The organism is Clostridium tagluense (genome assembly GCF_003865095.1).
GTDB classification, from domain to species: Bacteria; Bacillota; Clostridia; order Clostridiales; family Clostridiaceae; genus Clostridium_AD; species Clostridium_AD tagluense.
In genome coordinates, this window is record NZ_BHYK01000002.1 from 59,106 (window position 1) to 78,020 (window position 18,915).

Genomic DNA, 18,915 nt, shown 5'->3' on the forward strand with positions numbered 1-18,915 from the left:
TATTTATCATGATTTTATTGCAATGATAATAGAGGAGGCTAACCAAATTGTCACTAATCAACCGTTTCTCAGCCATTGATAAGGCCATTATAAATGCTACTGGTAATAGCTTAGTAATTTGCGGTGACTCATCAACTATAGATGATAATACCTCAGATATGATAACTGTTGCTGGTACCACTACAAGAAATTGGGCTTCTGCAGGTAGTTCTTCGAATATAAGTATACTTGAAAATAGCACCATACTTTATGCAGAATTAATATGGTATTCTACTGTAAAATCTGATGTTCCAGGCTCTTTAGATTTGAGAAGTATACAAGATAACCCTATAACCTTTATTACTCCACTGGGGGTAAATCAGATTTCTCCACAAAACACAGATAGCTTTACAGATGCATCGGGTAATATAGATAGATTTAGAAGTACAGATGTAACAAATATAATTAAAACTTCTTTAGGTGGAATCTATACTGTTTCAGCTGTTCCAACTAGTATTCCAGCTACAGGTTTATCCTCTACTAGGGCCGGTTGGACATTAACGGTCATTTACCGAAATGATGTTTTTAATCCTAAGAAAATACTTTTTTTATCTGGTATAGGACCTGCTACTAACAGTACTCCCCTTCAAACAACCATTACAGGATTTAGCACTTCTAGCGATGAAAGTGACCTCAAGGGTAATATAATTTTTGCTTGTGCTAATGGACAGCCACTTAATGGAGTAGAAATTTTGAAAATAGGTCCATCCTTCGCCAATTTAACAATAGAGGGAAATCTTGTTGGCGTACCAAATCCTAATCCGGGAACTGCTCCAAATAATCCTTATAATAGCTTTTTTCCAGGACAAATTAATGTCTGTAATCCACTAGATCCCAATGTGGGACTCATAAATATTAGTGGTACGAATGGTACTGTAAATCATGATGGATTTGTTCCAACCCAAGTAACAGGAGCAAGAAATAAGTGGGATTTAACAAATATAAACTTTAGTAATTCATTAGTTACAAATCAGAATCAGTTAGCAATTCAATTATCGGAAAGTGGAACTATTGATGGTGTTATGATTCTTGAGGCGGGCACATCTGTTAATGCAGTAGCTCCTGATATTACCGTTGATTTTAATGTTTTTGATCCCGATGACCATACCTCCAATAAAGTTTTAGTTGGAGAGCAACTAGTATATTCAGCTAAGATTAAAAATAGTGGTAAGATTGCTGCAGATAACTTCATTTTTTCAACAATATTAGACCCTAGTTGCTCTTATATTCCAAACTCACTCACAGTGAATGGAGTAGAAATTCCTGGAGCTAATGTAACACTTGGTGTTAATCTAGGCACTATTGAACCAACTGGAGTTGCAAATGTTCTTTTTTCAGTAAGAGTAAATTCACTACCACTAAGTAAAACTATAAATGGGTTTATAGACTATCAATATTCATTTGTCTCTGGCTCTGGTTCACCTTCCACAACAAATTATGGAACCTCAAAAATTATAACTATAAATGCAAATACAGCCCTACTGTCTGTAATAAAAACTGCTTCTTCTCAAACTTCTTTAGTGGGAGGAAGAATAAATTATACTGTAGATATAAAAAATATTGGTACTGTTCTTGCATCAAAAGTTATATTTCAAGACGTTGTCAGCAAATACTGCTCTTTTGTTATAGGCACAGTATCTATAGATGGAATTTTAAATCCAACCTTAGATCCTAGCAGTGGATTCACACTTCCTGATATGCCTGTTAATGGTTCTATAAATATAATGTTTTCAGTAGATATTATATCCTTACCTCCATCAACAGTAGTTAATAATGAAACTAAAGTTACTTTTGATTTTGGTAATTATGCTAATGATTTTCTTATAACAAAAACTATATTAAGTAATATATTGCCAATTCAAATTCAATTTATAGATATTGTTGGTAAAAGATGCAATAGTAATGATTATCCCAATATAGGCGATACTGTTAGCTACAACTTAAATTTAACCAATATAGGAAATATACCAGCTACAAATGTAGAAGTAGTTGAACCTCCTGTATATGGTCAAACCTTTGTAACTGGCACAGTTAAGATAAATGGTATTCCAAAGCCTGCACTAAATCCGTTCACGGGCTTTGTAATAGATTCAATCCTCCCAATGCAATCAGATGATATCGAGTATGATATGCTAGTAAATGCTATAAATCCAAATAAAGTTATAGAAAATATTGCTCAAATACCCTTTAAGTATCAAGTTCAACCAGGATCACCGGAGATAACTTCGGAAAAAGATTCTAATAAAGTAATTACAATTAGCAATTTCGTTCAAATAAACATTTCAGAAACAGTGGATAAACCTTATGCCACCGTAGGTGATATCCTCTATTACTCAGTAGAATTAACTAATGCAGGAAATATAGATGCTACTAATACTATTTTTCTATCTACAATACAAAATGGAAGCACTTTTATTCCCAATACAGTTGCTATAAATGGAGTTATCCAAACTGGTTTAAATCCAAATACTGGTTTTAGTGTAGGAACAATTTGTCCTAATAACACCGTTGTTGTAACCTACCAAGCAAGAGTTATTAACGTGCCTACCCCTAATATTATCATTAATTATTCTGAGCTTATTTATTCTTATTTACCAGACCCAAATGGTAGTAGTATCACTACTACAGCCACCAGCAATTCTGTACAAACCGTAATAAACATTATGAGCTTTACCTTTACAAAAACAGTAAACAAAGCTTATGCAGTGGTGGGAGATTTCATGACTTACTCCACCTTTATTGTAAACACGGGGAATGTAGCCTTAAGAAATGTTAAATTTGGAGACGAACTATCCTTTTATTTAAAATTCTATCCAGAGACAGTTTTTATAAACGGAATTAACTATCCGGGTTATGACGTTAGAACTGGTTTTATTGTTGGTGATTTAAATCCAGGAGATACTTTTAGAATATCCTTTGGCGTCAGCGTAAATGCAGTTCCTCCTGCAGGTTTTATACCAAATACAGCAACAATGATATACACCTATCAGTTAAATTCAAGTACTGAAGTAATAACAGACACTAAGAATTCAAATGAAGTTAAAACAATAATAGTTGATGGCAATTTAAGCGTAACTAAGTCTGTAAACAAAGCCTATGCTACCATAGGTGATATATTAAACTATTCCTTTAATGTATCAAATATAGGTAATGTGACAGCTATAAATGCAAGCTTGTTTGATACTATTCCTGTGGGTGCCAGTTTTATGACGGGTTCTGTTGTAATTAATGGAATGTCGAAACCAACCTATGATCCAGGGCTTGGATTCCCTTTAGGTTCTTTAATTGCAGGTCAAGTGATTTCTTTAAGCTTTAACGCAAGAGTTAATTTTGTGCCATCACCTAATTCAATTATAAATAATGGTTCTGTATCGTTTGAATATCTGTTTAATCCATCTGCTCCAGCAATAAATAAGACAATAACTAGTAATAATGTAACTACTGTAATTAATATAGCTACAACTACTTTAACGAAAGAGGTTGATAGGGCTTATGGCACTATAGGCGATGTGCTAACCTATACTCTGAAAGCTACTAATACAGGTACTGTGGATCTATATAATGTTATATTTAAAGATATTATTCCTGTAGCTGCTACCTTTAATGCAAACTCAGTAGTAATAGATAATGTTGCGCAACCTGGCCTTAATCCTAATATTGGGTTTAGCATAGTTGATATACCGACCAGCGGAAGCAGAGTTATAACCTTTAAAGCTACTGTAGTAAGTGTTCCAACTCCTAACACTATAATTAATAGTGGTACACTAGCCTACAATTATAAGATTAATCCAAGTGGAACAGAATTTGCAGGAACTATTACAAGTAATACTGTAACCACAACAATAAATAACGTTTCTGTTACAAATACCAAATCTGTTGATAAATTATATGCCACTGTAGGTGATATCCTAACCTATACTTCAGTTATAGTAAATAATGGAAATGTTAATTTGACAAATACACTCTTTACAGATTTAATCTTTCCAAGTATTACTTTCCAGACAGGATCTGTAAAGATTAATGGGCAGACTCAGGCAAATTTAAATCCGGTTACAGGTTTCACACTAGGAACAATAATTCCTGCTCAATCAATTTCTGTGGAATTTAAGGTTACCGTAAGTAATGTACCACCTGATGGATTCGTAACAAACTATTCTTCTCTAGCTTATCAGTATAGTATAGACCCATTAGGAACACCAATCATGGGTAATATAAACAGTAATACTGTAAACACCTATATTAACCTAGGAAATTTAACCATTACTAAAGCTGCTGACAGAAATTTTGCAAGAAGAACAGACATTGTAAAATATAGTTTCTTAATAACCAATACAGGAAACACAATATTACGAAATATATCCTTTATTGATCTTATTCAAGCTGATTCATCCTTTAATGGAGGCTCTGTATATGTAAATGGAATTAATCAACCTACACTTAACCCTGATTCAGGTTTTTTATTAAGTGATATAGGTGTTGGCCAATTCACAACTATAGAATTTACGGTTACAGTAAACTCTATACCCCTTAGTGGGAAACTCTTAAATACAGGTACTGTAACATTCTCCTATTATGTTGATCCATTAGGTCCAGTAACAACAAAAACTATAACCTCTAATCAGACTTCAGTTACTGTTAATGATACTATTGTTTCTGCAACAAAGGCAGTAGATAAAGCTACTGCTAAAATTGGAGATAACCTAGCTTATTCCTTTATTATTAAAAATGAAGGCAATACACCTGCTGTAAGTATGTTGTTTGAAGATGTGTTAAACAGTAATATTTTCTTTAATATAGGTTCAGTAATTATTAATGGAACTCCTACTCCACTAGCTGATCCAAATCTAGGATTTTCATTACCCGATTTAGCGGCTCTTGGAACTAATACTGTTTCCTTTACTGCTAAGGTACTAACTAGACCAATAAATAATATTGTAACTAACTTTGCCAATATCAATTATGAATACAAGATTGATCCACAGCAACCATTTATCCCTGTAGCTATAACTACAAATACTGTTATAACCTATATCGCTGCTGGTGAAATTACTGTCACAAAATCTGTAGATAAAATTTACGCTACTGTTGGCGACACTATAAATTATACAGTAAATGTAAAGAATACAGGTTCTGTTAATGACACAAATATGAGCTTCAAAGATTTAGTTCTTGGAAGTACCTCATTTATAGCTGGATCAGTATCGGTAAATGGAGTAATACAAACTAGTTTTGATCCAAATATTGGGTTCGCATTGCCTGATTTAATTCCTACTGCAGTAACCACAATTAGTTTTGCTATTCATGTAGATTCATTACCTGTAAGTGGGAAGGCTATTAACACGGCTGAAGTAACCTTTAGTTATAAGCTTACTCCAACAGACCCAACAGTAACTATTACTACAAACTCTAATAGTGTAACCACCTTCATTAATTTAGGAAAGCTTGTTCTTACTAAAACCGTTGATAAAGCTTATGCTACCTTACAGGATATATTGACGTATAATATTAGTATTCAAAATGTGGGAAGTGTAACAACTTCAAATATATTCTTCCAAGATATTATTCAAGCAGAAGCGTTATTTAATAGCGGGTCTGTGGTTATAAATGGTGTAAGTAGTCCGACTTTGAATCCTAATACTGGATTTAATTTACCAGATATTCCACCAACAATAGTAACTACTATTTCCTTCACTGTAACAGTAAAAGCTGTACCACCTAACTCGATTATTTATAACGTTGCAACTGCAAATTATAGCTACTTTGTTAATCCAAATAATCCAATAATAAATGCATCAGCCAAAAGTAATACCGTTTCAACCCAAATCAATTTAGGTAAACTCACCGTTACTAAAGAGGTAAGTTTGGTTTATGCAACTATAAATGATACCTTGACTTATACTGTTATTGTAACAAATTCTGGAAATGTGCCTGCAACTTCTGTGAACTTCAGAGATGTTATTCCTACTGGTTTAACCTTTGTACCAAACTCTGTTACAATAAATGGAGTTATCCAGCCAGGTTTAGATCCATTTGCAAGTTTTACTTTAGGTACCATAAATGCTGGTGATTCTGTAGAAATAAAATTTAGAGCTATTGTGACTTCAGTGGAGACACCGTCTTTAATTGCAAATACTGCAAATGTGACCTTCACTTATAGAATAAATCCATCTGGACCAGATATTATTAATGAAACCAATAGTAATACTGTAACAACTCAGATAAATTTAGGGCAATTGACGCTTACTAAATCTGTAGATAAGGCCTATGCCACATTAAATGATATACTATCCTACACTGTTGCTATAGCTAATACTGGAAATGTAGATGCTTTAAATGCAGTATTTATAGATAGTTTACAATCAGATATAACCTTTAACCTTGGTTCTGTAACTATAAATGGTCAAAGCTATCCCGACTATAATCCTAATATAGGTTTCAGCTTAGGAACAATTCATACTTTAGACAATTTAATAGTATCCTTTAGTGCAACGGTAACAAAAGTTCCTACACAGGTTACAGTATTAAATAATGCCGTGGTAACCTTCAACTACAAAATAGATCCAAATGGTCAAGATTATACTAAGTCTACAACCTCCAATACAGTCTTAACCTATATTAGATTTGGCAGTTTACTAGCAACAAAAACAGTTGACAAAGCATATGCTACCATAGGAGATAACTTAAACTATGCTGTGGTTGTTACTAATACTGGGAATACTGGTGTAAAGGAACTATTCTTTATTGACACACTTTCCAATGGAGCATCTTTTAACGCAGGTTCAGTAATTGTTAATGATATTCCTCAGCCAACTTTTGACCCTATAGTAGGTTTCACATTACCTGACCTCTTATCAGGAAATACAGCCACAATTAGTTTCAATGCAAAAGTAACATTGCTTCCAGTACCACCTATAGTTACAAATTATGCTTTTGCTAACGGTGTTTATAAAATTGACCCAGCAGGACCTAATTATCAAGTGAGTGCTACCTCTAATACTGTTTCTACAGAAATAAAAGTAGGAAATGTATCTATAGTTAAATCAGTAAATAAATTATATGCTAATGTATTAGACGATTTAACCTATACTAATATAATAACCAATACTGGTAATGTTACTTCATCTAATGTAATATTTACAGATAATCTACAAAAGGAAATATCATTTATAGGAGGAACTGTAAGGATTAATGGTGTGGTGAGTCCTTTACTTGATCCCACAAAGGGAATTCCACTAAATGATTTAGGACCAAATCAAGTAGTAATAGTTCAATTTGACGTAAAGATTAATTTGCTACCAGTGCCACCACAGATTCAAAACACTTCACAAGCGGAGTTTAGCTACAAGATTGATCCTAGTGGTTCTATAATAACAAAAACTAATTTTTCCAATACTGTAACTACCAATGTGGTTTTAGGTCAACTTACAGCAAGCAAATTAGCAGATAAATCAGTGGCTACCATAGGTGATGTTTTGACCTTTACAATTAGTATTCTTAATTCTGGTAATGATATTGCCAGCAATGTAATGTTCTATGATACACCTTCTATAGGTGCAATATTTAATCCTGGTTCCGTAGTTGTAAACAAGGTGCCAGAAATTAATTTTGACCCAACTGTGGGCTTTAGTCTAGGTGATATTGGAATTGGTAATGTGGTAACTGTTGTATTTACTGCAACTGTAACCTCAGTGCCTGCAACAGGTAAAGTCACCAACCAAGCCACTTTAACCTTTAAGTATGTTGTAGATCCTAAAGAACCTCCTTATAGTAAAACCATATTCTCAAACACCACTACCACTAGTATTGCTGTTGGTAATTTAAGCGTAACTAAAGCAGTTGATAAGGCCTATGCTACAATAGGTGAATATCTCACTTATACCATTGTTATTACAAATATAGGTAATGTAGATGCTACTAATGTTATTTTCCTTGATCCCACACCTGCAAATGCAGTATTTGTACTTGGTTCAGTAACCATAAATGGAACAGCACAGCCAACCTACAATCCTGCAGCAGGATTCCCTCTTAATACAATGAAACCTGGTGAGATAATAACAGTAGTTTATAAAGTACAAGTAATAAAATAATATAAAATCATTATGGCTAGCATTGTTATATTCAATGCTAACCATTTTATTCATTAATCACTAGAACAATTATAAACCTATAGAATAAAATAATATGAGATACTATTTTAAAATCACTTTAAAGAGGAGGTTTTATCAAGATGATTAGCAAAGATAATATATTTTTAGAGCCCATTAAACTATTGAATTATAGTGAATTGGATTATAGTAAAAAAGCACAATTTTTTACTGATTTTAACGTGGAAAAAAGTATTTGTGTTCCTACAAATAATGGTAAGGCATTTATTATCTGTGATTCCATTGCTTGTATCAATATAAGTGATTGCAAAGTAGTAGATACAATAAAAGGAACCTCACTAGAGGGGCAGCATCTATCTAGCAAAAAACTTTTAATTATGGGAACTGTAACATTTACGGTTTACTTTTATATTCCCTATATACCTGACTATTTATTTGATGTTGATGAAGAGGCGCCCTTCTCAGTGTTCATAATAGTACCTGAAGGTACACGTGAAGATGGAATACTTAAATTGAAATATATGATTGAAGATGTTACAGCCATTCTCCTTAGCGACAATATGTTGTTTTTTAATGCTTCCATTTTTATGCAATATTCAGAAAATTCTTAACGGTGGAATTAATATATGGAAGTAATTAATCAAAGTAGAGTGGATTTTCACTATAGGGTATCACCCTCGGGACCTATAATATGTAATACTATCTTCAGTAATATTGTTAAAACAGTAATAATGGAAAAATCGGTTGTGGCAGTAAAGAAAGTTGATAAACCCACTGCCTGCATATTCGATATTCTTACTTATAGCATTTTTATAATAAACAAAAGCATGTATAGTGTTAACAATGTTTTTTTAAAAGACCTAGTTCCTAGTGGAGAAAAATTTATATGTAGTTCTGTAGAAGTGAACAGGATTAGGAATAAGAAACTAGATCCAAACTGTGGATTTTATGTAGGTACTTTAGAATCATTTTCTACATGCCTTATAACATTTAAGGTGTTGGTTTTACAACATACAATATGCATGACAATTAAAAATCATGCTAATATAACTTATGATTATATCTATAATTTAGAAAAACCCCCAATAAGAGTTACAATAAAAACAAATGTAACCTTAACAACTGTTGAAAATAGACTCTTCAAACAAATTAATATTTCCAATGAATTTAAAATGTGTAATCCCTGCATTCACAATAAAAATATAATTAACATTTCTACTAAAGTAAAAACAATGAAAACAAAAATTTTAGCTACACCTAATGGGATTTCAGAAGAAGGCGTCTACTTAACAGGGTACAAAATTTTGATTATAGGGGTTGTGGAATATAATATACACTATATTGATAGAAAGTTTTCTCGAATTTGTTGTAAAAAGTTTATTAGTGGATTTTCAAGCTCTTTAGTTCTACCAAAGGGGATTTGTTATTCTAATAAGCCAGATGTTCATATAACTATAGAAAGCACCGTAATTACACCTTTAAAAAGTAGATGCTTTAAGGTAGATTCCACCCTACTAATATCCTTGATTTAAATCTAAAGGAAATTTTAAATTACAATCTATGACGGTTTTATCCTTTCAAAGTTTAGCTTGCAATTTGTCAGTAGCCATTGCATTTCCTCTGATGGGGGGGATTAAAGGATCATGAAAACATTTTTACAACTCATATGGTGCTTGGAATAGCTATGATTATATTAACGGAAGGCTTGGACTTAAGCAAAATTGATTTCTTTCAATAAAATAGTATAATACTATTAGGTCATGTGACCCCTGGTAAGATATAATGAAATTAGTGAAAAGCTAATGAATTGGAGGGTTACTTGATGGGAATAATGGCAGTAGAAAGAATGAAAGTAAAGAATCCCTACCAAGGGTTAATGAATGAATTACTCGAAGAGTATGGGTTAAGTCCCATAGAAGCAAAGGCTTTAGTTAAGCGGGTAGCGCAGTTTAAAGAAGAGCAACAAAGCGGAGCTAGGGATAACGGACAGATAGTCAAGAAAGTGGTTGCATTTGGTGAACTGGCAGGTAAAAGAATAATAGATTGTAAGCTTGTTCCAGTAAATTTAACAATGTATTTTAATGGTGAAGAAAAGCTAGAAAAAGATATAGTTGTTCCGACCAGGGCTCAAATAGAGGACATTGGACCGGGGATAACTCATAAAGAAAAAATTATAGAACTGCTTATAAAAGGTTATAGATACTCAGAAATAATGATACAAACAGTTTATACAGAAGCAAGTATCGAAAATTACGAAAAAAATTTGTTAGAATAGCTTATTTTCATAGAGAAGGCAAAAATAAACTGCTTGAAAGATTCCATAGGTATCTAGAATATGGAGAAGAAAAAAAATCGGGTGTAGCGATGATAAATACATATTAGAAAAAATAGATGAGCGCAAAATAATTATAAATTCTTTAATGTGAGGTTCAATAAAGCAGTTTTTAATTAAACTTGGTTACCCAGTAGAAGATTTAGCTGGGTACATTGAGGGTGCGAAGTTTGATACCACGCTTAGAGAAAAGACGCTGCAGGGTCAGGATCTTACAATAAGAGATTATCAGAAAGAAGTAGCAGATATATTTTATGCTAATGGAACGGCTAAGGGTGGAAGTGGAGTAATTGTTCTTCCTTGTGGTGCTGGTAAAACAATAACAGCCATGGCCACAATGGATAAAATTAATACAGAAACTTTAATTTTAACTACCAATATAACAGCGTTAAGACAATGGAAGTCTGAAATAATTGATAAAATGAATATAAAAGAGGAAGATATAGGAGAATATAGCGGTGAAATAAAGGAAATAAAGCCTATAACCATAACTACCTATCAAATACTTACCTATAGGAAAAGTTCCGTATCAGAGTTTGCCCATATGAAATTGTTTAATGATAAAAAATGGGGTTTTATTATATATGATGAAGTCCATACATTGCCAGCGCCAATTTTTAGAGCAGTAGCAGATATTCAGGCAACTAGAAGACTAGGCTTAACTGCGACCCTTGTTCGGGAAGATAAAAAAGAAGATGATGTATTTACATTAATAGGACCTAAAAAGTATGATGTGCCTTGGAAGGTGTTAGAAAAGCAAGGGTGGATAGCAACAGCTGAAATCAGAGTGGCGATGCCAGAAAATCTTAAAATGGAATATGCTGTAGGGGAAAGTGCAAAGAAATTTAGGATAGCTTCAGAAAATTATAGTAAAATAGATGTATTAAAGGATCTTATAAATATGCATAAAAATGATAGCATACTTATAATTGGTCAGTATGTAAAGCAGCTTAACATAATAGCGAAAGAGCTTAATCTTCCTCTTATAACCGGAAAAACAAAGAACGTGGATAGGGAAGAGTTGTACCATAAATTTAAAAATGGAGAGGTTAAAATTCTTGTAGTTTCAAAGGTTGCAAATTATGCTATTGATTTACCAGATGCTAATGTGGCGGTTCAAGTATCTGGTACCTTTGGTTCAAGGCAGGAAGAAGCTCAAAGACTGGGAAGAATATTAAGGCCTAAAAGGTGGGGATAACAAGGCATATTTCTATTCTGTAGTTACAGCGGATAGTCGCGAACAAGAATTTGCAAGTAAAAGGCAGCTTTTTTTAACAGAGCAAGGATATAGATATATTATTGAAAATAGATAATTTTTTTAGTGATTAAAAGTAATTTAACAATATTCCAGCACCTAAGGTGATGAGTAAGAAAAGGCGGTAAATCATGAATATAATAATTAGAAATCAAATAGAGCAGTTAACCATATACAACTTAACTGATTATTTAAAAGTTTCGGATATAAGACCACTACCTAAAAGAAAAGCTGATATGGTAGATGCTATAGAGAAAATAATCACTGATGAAATTCAAATATTAAAAATATGGAAAAATCTAAGTGATTTAGACAAAGAACTAATGGAAGCCTTTATCAGAGGAGAGGGTGCAGTTGTTATAAGAAAAAACTATTTATTGGAGATTAAGAAAAGCTTATTGTAAATCATTTCAAATAAACAAGATATACAAACATATATACTAGGTGAAAAAGAGCAGAGATGAATTAATCATTCTCTGTTATTTTAAAAGCCGCTATCATAAATTCAGATAGCGGCTTTAAATCTATTTATTTATTAGTAATACTCATTGGTTCTAAAAGTTCCTTCATTATATTAGCTGGTTTATCAAGGGATAATTGCTTATCTGAATAATATCCAACTTGATCTATTGTATAACCATAGGCAGTGACACTGGCATCAGTTACTAAATTAACATTAATTGTATCACCATCAACTTGTGCCCAGAATCCACTCTTTGTTCCATCATATTTTGATATAACATTATTGTTTTTATCTTTGATATTTACAAAGTCATATCCAGCTTCGGTTTCAAGTCTTGAGAAATGTACAGAAACCTTTTGCGCTCCTGCCTTTGTATAGGTGTAGGTATTGTTATACTTGTTTGCATAGTTGTGAGGTGACTCAACTGTCTTTGTTTCATAGTACCATTGGTTAGCACTAGTGCCAGTTGGATAGTTAGCCTTAAGAGTATATGGGGCAGATGTACTGTAAGCGCCACTGTAACCAATTACTTTAACATAGTATTTACCAGCAGCGGGTGATGAATATGCGATACTCTCATTAGAGGTGCCTCCAGTTTCTGATTTAGCAACAGTTGTTCCACTTGAATCAAGTAGATAAACGTCATAATCCTTTGGTATGTTAGTTAAACTAACTGCTATTGCTCCTGGTGCTGTTGTATTAAAATAGTAATAATCAGTATCTGTTGATGAATAAATATAAGAATTGTAAACTGTGTCACTTGTTATTGGGCCGTATGCAGTAGCAGTAGAATTATTTGGTTCATATGTGTCATTGCCAACAACTGTTCCACCAATTCCAACCTGTGTAAAAGCATTTGCAATTGCAGTATATTCAGCCCCGTTTGCTCCATATAAATCTGTTGCTGCTTGTAATAATGCGGTTCTAGCATCGTCAAACTGTGATGTAGCAGTTAAATAGGTTGATAATGCACGATAATAGATTTTTGATGTTTTGGAATTGTCATTTATTGTACTAGCTAAAAGATAAAATGCTTTATTAGGAATACCACTATTTGTATGAACTCCACCCCAATCACCAGCTTGTGTTTCAGGCTTAGTAACATAAGCACTCATATTATCTGGTTGGCCGTATAATGTAGGGGTCTTTAAATCTCTTAATGCATCTCCAGGTGTATTTGGAGTAAAGCAATCTTCGCCCATTTGCCAATCCGATACATCTCCTTCAATTAAATACCCAAATACATCAGACACAGATTCATTTAATGCGCCAGATTGGCTTCTATATTCTAAATTAGCTGTCTTTTCAGTTACTGCATGAGTAAATTCATGCCCTACAACATCAAGAGCTGCTGATAAAGCCTTAAATCTACTACCATCCCCATCTCCATATACCATTTGAACACCATTCCAATAAGCATTATTGTAATTTGAACCATAATGTACTGAAGACTTTATTGTTGCACCCGCATTATCAAAGCTATTTCTATTGAAGTTATTTTTATAGAAATCATAAACTAAACCAATATTATAGTGAGCATCTACTGCAGCACCCTGAACAGCTGAGTCAAAATTGTTATCTGTATCTGTAGCAAGTGTTCCAGGAAGATTTGCATCATTAGTGCTATTATTCATGCTATAAGTATATATACTTGCGCCCTTTGTTAAATCAGTTAAACTATATTTGTTGTTAGTATAATCTAGGTTTAAATTTCTTGTCTGCCCATTTACACCCACACCGGTTCCGGTTGCAGCGGAATTATCAATAGCATTAAAGGAATCAATTACATTTCCGGTTTCTGCATTAACAAATATTTTCCAGTTGCCTGGCTTAGATCCCATAAATTGTAAAGTAACTAATTGTACTGCTTGCCACTGTCCTTTATAATTATATAAATAAGGTACTGATATTGGTTCAGAGTTGTAGATGACCTTATTTGACTTCACGGCTAAATTATCTTTTACAACTTCATTAGTTGTAGCATCAACTTTATTAGTTGTATAATCAAGTTTATCTGATTCTAAGTGTAAATAAGCTTCTGCAACTTTAATAGCTTTGCTAGCTGAAATCTTTATTTTGTTATTCCATATATCAGTTGGGATACTTTGATCAGCCTGCCCATTAATTGAATACACATTGCCGTTATTATCTGTATGAACTATTAATTCTGTTCCATATACAGGGATACCGTCTACAAATAATTTATATCTGTAATGTTTTGTTCCTAATTTATCTGAATCAACCCTTTCAATTTCAAAGTTGCCATACTCTAAATTAAATAGAGCCTTATTATCATTTAAGAAATTTAATGCATCAGTTTCATTCTGAACGGGCTTTTCTGACAAATTACCAGTAACAAATGTAGGAATTCCCTTCTTTTCGTTCCAGATGATTTTTAATTCTTTTTTTGATTTTCCCGAATTTTTTGTGAATGTATCTAAAATGCTTATCTGCTTATTCTTTTTATCAATTCTATCATCCTTTTTCACGCCAGGATAAGTAGCTCCTTGAGCCGTTATGCCAAATGTAAACACAAATACCAATAAAAAAGCAACTGTCTTTTTCAATTAATAATCCTCCTTTTAATTTTAATTTAGGTTTTGATTCTGTCATTGATGTAAGAACTAATGTACTATATTACCATAGGCATACTCCCTTTCATTTTTTTTTGAACATATGGATGGCCGTATATTTGAAACTATAGTTATACAAATTTAGTTGCACAAATAAAATCTATGCAGACTAAAAGCAAGCTCTTAATTGATTCTCAAAACAATTATAATAAATTAAGTAGGATAATTAGGGATTCTGATTTACCTGGTGTGTTTTGGATTATGAATTGAGTTGAAGTAAATAACACTGCTTATGTGAGGTTACAAAAAGCTCAGCAAGGTGCTGTTTTTTTATGGATCTTTATCGAAGGTTGTTTATAATAAATCTTCTATATATGTTAAATATTAACATATATAGAAATACAATTCAACACTTTTGTTAAATATTTGTTACTTTTTTTTAAGCAATGTTTTATAAATCCTAGTAGGGCAACTCCATAAAGTAATTAGTCAATTTTTCTACTATGGGTAATCATATATGGTACTTGGAATGGCTATGATTATATTAATAGTTTTTACTATGAAATATATGAATGAAAGGCTTGGACTTAAGCAAAATTGATTTCTCTCAATAAAATAGTATAATATAATAAGATGCAACTTGCCACCTAATGGAAGGCACTAGCCACCTGTTAGCAATCCTAAGGAGGGAATTTATGAGTTATAATATTAATAATCCAATAATAATTCAGAGTGATAAAACTTTACTTTTAGAAGTAAATAATGATTTATATGAGGAAGTAAGAGATCAAATATCAAGATTTGCAGAACTTGAAAAAAGTCCAGAATATATACATACATATAAAATCTCACCACTTTCCTTATGGAATGCAGCTTCTAGTGGTATGTCTTCACAAAAAATATTAGAAATCTTAGAAAACTACAGTAAATATGAAGTGCCGCAGAATGTAATAAAGGATATAGAACATAATATAGAGAAATATGGAAAAATAAAGTTAATAAAAGAAGATAATAGGCTAATATTAATATGTGATGATAAGTACATAATGACTGAAATTTTAAATTATAAGTCTATGGATAAATATATATTGGAAAAAATAGATGAGAGCAAAGTGATTATAAATTCTCTAATGAGAGGTTCAATAAAGCAGTTTTTAATTAAACTTGGTTACCCAGTAGAAGATTTAGCAGGTTACATTGAAGGTGCAAAGTTCGAAACCACACTTAGAAAAAAGACGCTACAGGGGGGCTCGCTTACAATAAGAGATTATCAGAAAGAAGCAGCAGATATATTTTATGCTAATGGAACGGCTAAGGGTGGAAGTGGAGTAATTGTTCTTCCTTGTGGTGCTGGTAAAACAATAACAGCCATGGCCACAATGGATAAAATTAATACAGAAACTTTAATTTTAACTACAAATATAACAGCATTAAGACAATGGAAGTCTGAAATAATTGATAAAATGAATATAAAAGAGAAAGATATAGGAGAATATAGCGGTGAAATAAAGGAAATAAAGCCTATAACTATAACTACCTATCAAATACTTACCTATAGAAAAAGTTCCGTATCAGAGTTTGCCCATATGAAATTGTTTAATGATAAAAAATGGGGATTTATTATATATGACGAAGTCCATACATTGCCAGCGCCAATTTTTAGAGCAGTAGCAGATATTCAAGCAACTAGAAGACTGGGATTAACTGCGACTCTTGTTCGGGAAGATAAAAAAGAAGATGATGTATTTACGTTAATAGGACCTAAAAAGTATGATGTGCCTTGGAAAGTGCTAGAAAAGCAAGGGTGGATAGCAACAGCTGAATGTAGAGAAATCAGAGTGGCGATGCCAGAAAATCTTAAAATGGAATATGCTGTAGGGGAAAGTGCAAAGAAATTTAGGATAGCTTCAGAAAACTATAGTAAAATAGATGTATTAAAGGATCTTATAAATGTGCATAAAAATGATAGCATACTTATAATTGGTCAGTATGTACAGCAGCTTAACATAATAGCGAAGGAGTTTAATCTTCCTCTTATAACCGGAAAAACAAAGAACGTGGATAGGGAAGAGTTGTACCATAAATTTAAAAATGGAGAGGTTAAAATTCTTGTAGTTTCAAAGGTTGCAAATTATGCTATTGATTTACCTGATGCTAATGTGGCTGTTCAAGTATCTGGTACCTTTGGCTCAAGGCAGGAAGAAGCTCAAAGACTGGGAAGGATATTAAGGCCTAAAGGTGGAGATAACAAGGCATATTTCTATTCTGTAGTTACAGCGGATAGTCGCGAACAAGAATTTGCAAGTAAAAGGCAGCTTTTTTTAACAGAGCAAGGATATAGATATATTATTGAAAATAGATAATTTTTTTAGTGATTAAAAGTAAATTAACAATATTCCAGCACCTAAGGTGATGCGTAAGGAAAGGCGGTAAATCATGAATATAATAATTAGAAATCAAATAGAGCAGTTAACCATATACGACTTAACTGCTTATTTAAAAGTTTCAGATATAAGACCACTACCTAAAAGAAAAGCTGATATGGTAAATGCTATAGAGAAAATAATCACTGATGAAATTCAAATATTAAAAATATGGAAAAATCTAAGTGACTTAGACAAAGAACTAATGGAAGCATTTATCAGAGGAGAAGGTTTACTGGACACAGATGAAATAGATAGTATATATGAAAAGCACCATGCGAACTCACAGGAAGGTTCTAGGAATAGAAATTATAGAAGACATATATTATCAGAGAATTCAAAAGCAAATCTATTTTTTATTAATGGTAGTATTCCCATTAATGTATTTAAGCTATTAAAAGCTCAGTTAAAAGAAATAGAAATAAAGTTTGAAGCTGCCCCAATAAATATAGAAAATTATGTAGATGATGAAAATATTAAATATATTTCAATAAGAGAGGATTTTGAAAAAGATTTTTTGTCTATAATAAAGCTTATTAATTCTAGTAACTTAAAAGTAACAGACTCATTAGGATTACCTAATAAAACAGCTTTGGTAAAAATGAATGAAGCTTTAAAAAACAAAGAAATTTCTAGAATGGATGAAATAAAGTCAATAGAAAAATCCACTAGACTGTATGGTATATTTTATTTGCTAATGATTGGAGAAATAGTACAAGTTGAGAATAAAAGCCTTATACTAACTGAAGATACAGAAGATTTTCTAGAGTTAAATATGCTGGGGAAATGCAAATATTTATTAGATATATATTTAAATTGTGAGGTAGATGAATTAGCAAGAATAAATGAAATGAAGCTAATGAGTGAAGAAACAGAGAATCTGGAACGATGCAGAAAAACAATTTTAAATTATATTAAGAAAGCCCCTATAGATGAGTGGATTGACATGAAGCAACTTGCTGGGCTAATTAAAAAAACAAATAGAAATTTTTTAGTAAAAGCAGTAGGAGCAATAACAAAATATGATGAATATCATAGATATTATTATGATATTGATAGCTGGGAAGTATCTGAAAGATTCTTAGACGTTGTTCTCATTGAATATCTATCTACTATTGGAATAGTAGATTTAATAGTTAAAACAAGAAATAACGATTATGATGTTTCATATATTGCGGTAAAAAATTTTAAACTAACAGCACTTGGAGCGCATGTACTAGGCGTAAATAGTGAATACAAAAATAATATAGTCCTTCAAGATGCAGGAATGATTATTCAGCCTAATTTTGAAATAATGGTTCCACAGGGTAGTAAAAAAGAAAGCTATTGTCTTAAGCTGGATAGATTTGCAGAGAAAAAATGCGAAGATCTAATGAATATATATGAATTGAATTTTAAATCCATGATAAGAGCGCTTGATAGTTATATTTCCATTGAGTGGATAATTGAGTACCTTTTGGAAAATTCAAAAAACAATATACCAGGTAATGTATTAATTACCCTGGAAAAGTGGAAACAAGATAGCAGTAAGATAAAGATTAGAACAGTAACTATAGTAGAAACTGAGGATAAATATCTTCTTGAAGAGTTAAGGAGTTATAAGGGAGTAAATAAGTACATAGAAAATCAGCTTCCACATGCATTTGAAATTGATGAACGACATGCAAATAAGGTTAAAAGAGAAATAGAGAAAAAAGCACATTTTTGTATATTATCTGAATAAAT

The 18,915-nt window shown here is 32.2% G+C and carries 9 protein-coding genes and 1 pseudogene; 9 read left to right on the forward strand and 1 reads right to left on the reverse strand.

What is annotated here, in order from left to right; translation table 11 throughout:
* The first annotated feature begins 47 nt into the window (after positions 1 to 47).
* From Ctaglu_RS01780 to Ctaglu_RS01805, 7 genes and pseudogenes are all read left to right on the forward strand, one after another.
* Complete coding sequence (locus Ctaglu_RS01780) at positions 48 to 8,126, forward strand: DUF11 domain-containing protein (RefSeq protein WP_124997465.1); 8,079 nt, start codon at positions 48 to 50, stop codon at positions 8,124 to 8,126.
* Positions 8,127 to 8,266: 140 nt separating this feature from the next.
* Complete coding sequence (locus tag Ctaglu_RS01785) at positions 8,267 to 8,755, forward strand: SPOCS domain-containing protein (RefSeq protein WP_124997467.1); 489 nt, start codon at positions 8,267 to 8,269, stop codon at positions 8,753 to 8,755.
* A 15-nt stretch (positions 8,756 to 8,770) separates the two neighbouring features.
* Positions 8,771 to 9,676: a hypothetical protein gene (locus tag Ctaglu_RS01790; protein ID WP_124997469.1), complete on the forward strand. Its 906-nt coding sequence runs from the start codon at positions 8,771 to 8,773 to the stop codon at positions 9,674 to 9,676.
* Between the two features lie 290 nt (positions 9,677 to 9,966).
* Complete coding sequence (locus Ctaglu_RS01795) at positions 9,967 to 10,419, forward strand: DUF1670 domain-containing protein (protein ID WP_124997471.1); 453 nt, start codon at positions 9,967 to 9,969, stop codon at positions 10,417 to 10,419.
* A 304-nt stretch (positions 10,420 to 10,723) separates the two neighbouring features.
* Positions 10,724 to 11,674 carry a DEAD/DEAH box helicase gene (locus tag Ctaglu_RS01800; protein ID WP_267901250.1) on the forward strand — a complete coding sequence of 317 codons (951 nt, stop codon included), beginning with the start codon at positions 10,724 to 10,726 and terminating at the stop codon, positions 11,672 to 11,674.
* Positions 11,675 to 11,720: 46 nt separating this feature from the next.
* Positions 11,721 to 11,789 (forward strand): annotated as a pseudogene (locus tag Ctaglu_RS26130) (hypothetical protein); the annotation flags it as partial.
* A 73-nt stretch (positions 11,790 to 11,862) separates the two neighbouring features.
* Entirely contained in the window at positions 11,863 to 12,135 is a 273-nt protein-coding gene (locus Ctaglu_RS01805; RefSeq protein WP_124997473.1) for a hypothetical protein, read from the forward strand.
* Between the two features lie 124 nt (positions 12,136 to 12,259).
* Here Ctaglu_RS01805 and Ctaglu_RS01810 read toward each other — a convergent pair whose 3' ends face one another.
* The gene (locus Ctaglu_RS01810) at positions 12,260 to 14,761 is read right to left on the reverse strand and encodes a M4 family metallopeptidase (protein WP_124997475.1); all 2,502 of its coding nucleotides are present in this window, start codon (positions 14,759 to 14,761) and stop codon (positions 12,260 to 12,262) included.
* Between the two features lie 701 nt (positions 14,762 to 15,462).
* Here Ctaglu_RS01810 and Ctaglu_RS01815 point away from each other — a divergent pair.
* A complete protein-coding gene (locus tag Ctaglu_RS01815; protein WP_124997477.1) occupies positions 15,463 to 17,130 on the forward strand; it encodes a DNA repair helicase XPB in 1,668 nt (555 codons plus the stop codon).
* 73 nt (positions 17,131 to 17,203) lie between these two features.
* Positions 17,204 to 18,913, forward strand: coding sequence for a helicase-associated domain-containing protein (locus Ctaglu_RS01820; RefSeq protein ID WP_124997479.1), 1,710 nt, complete (start codon positions 17,204 to 17,206; stop codon positions 18,911 to 18,913).
* Positions 18,914 to 18,915 lie beyond the last annotated feature (2 nt).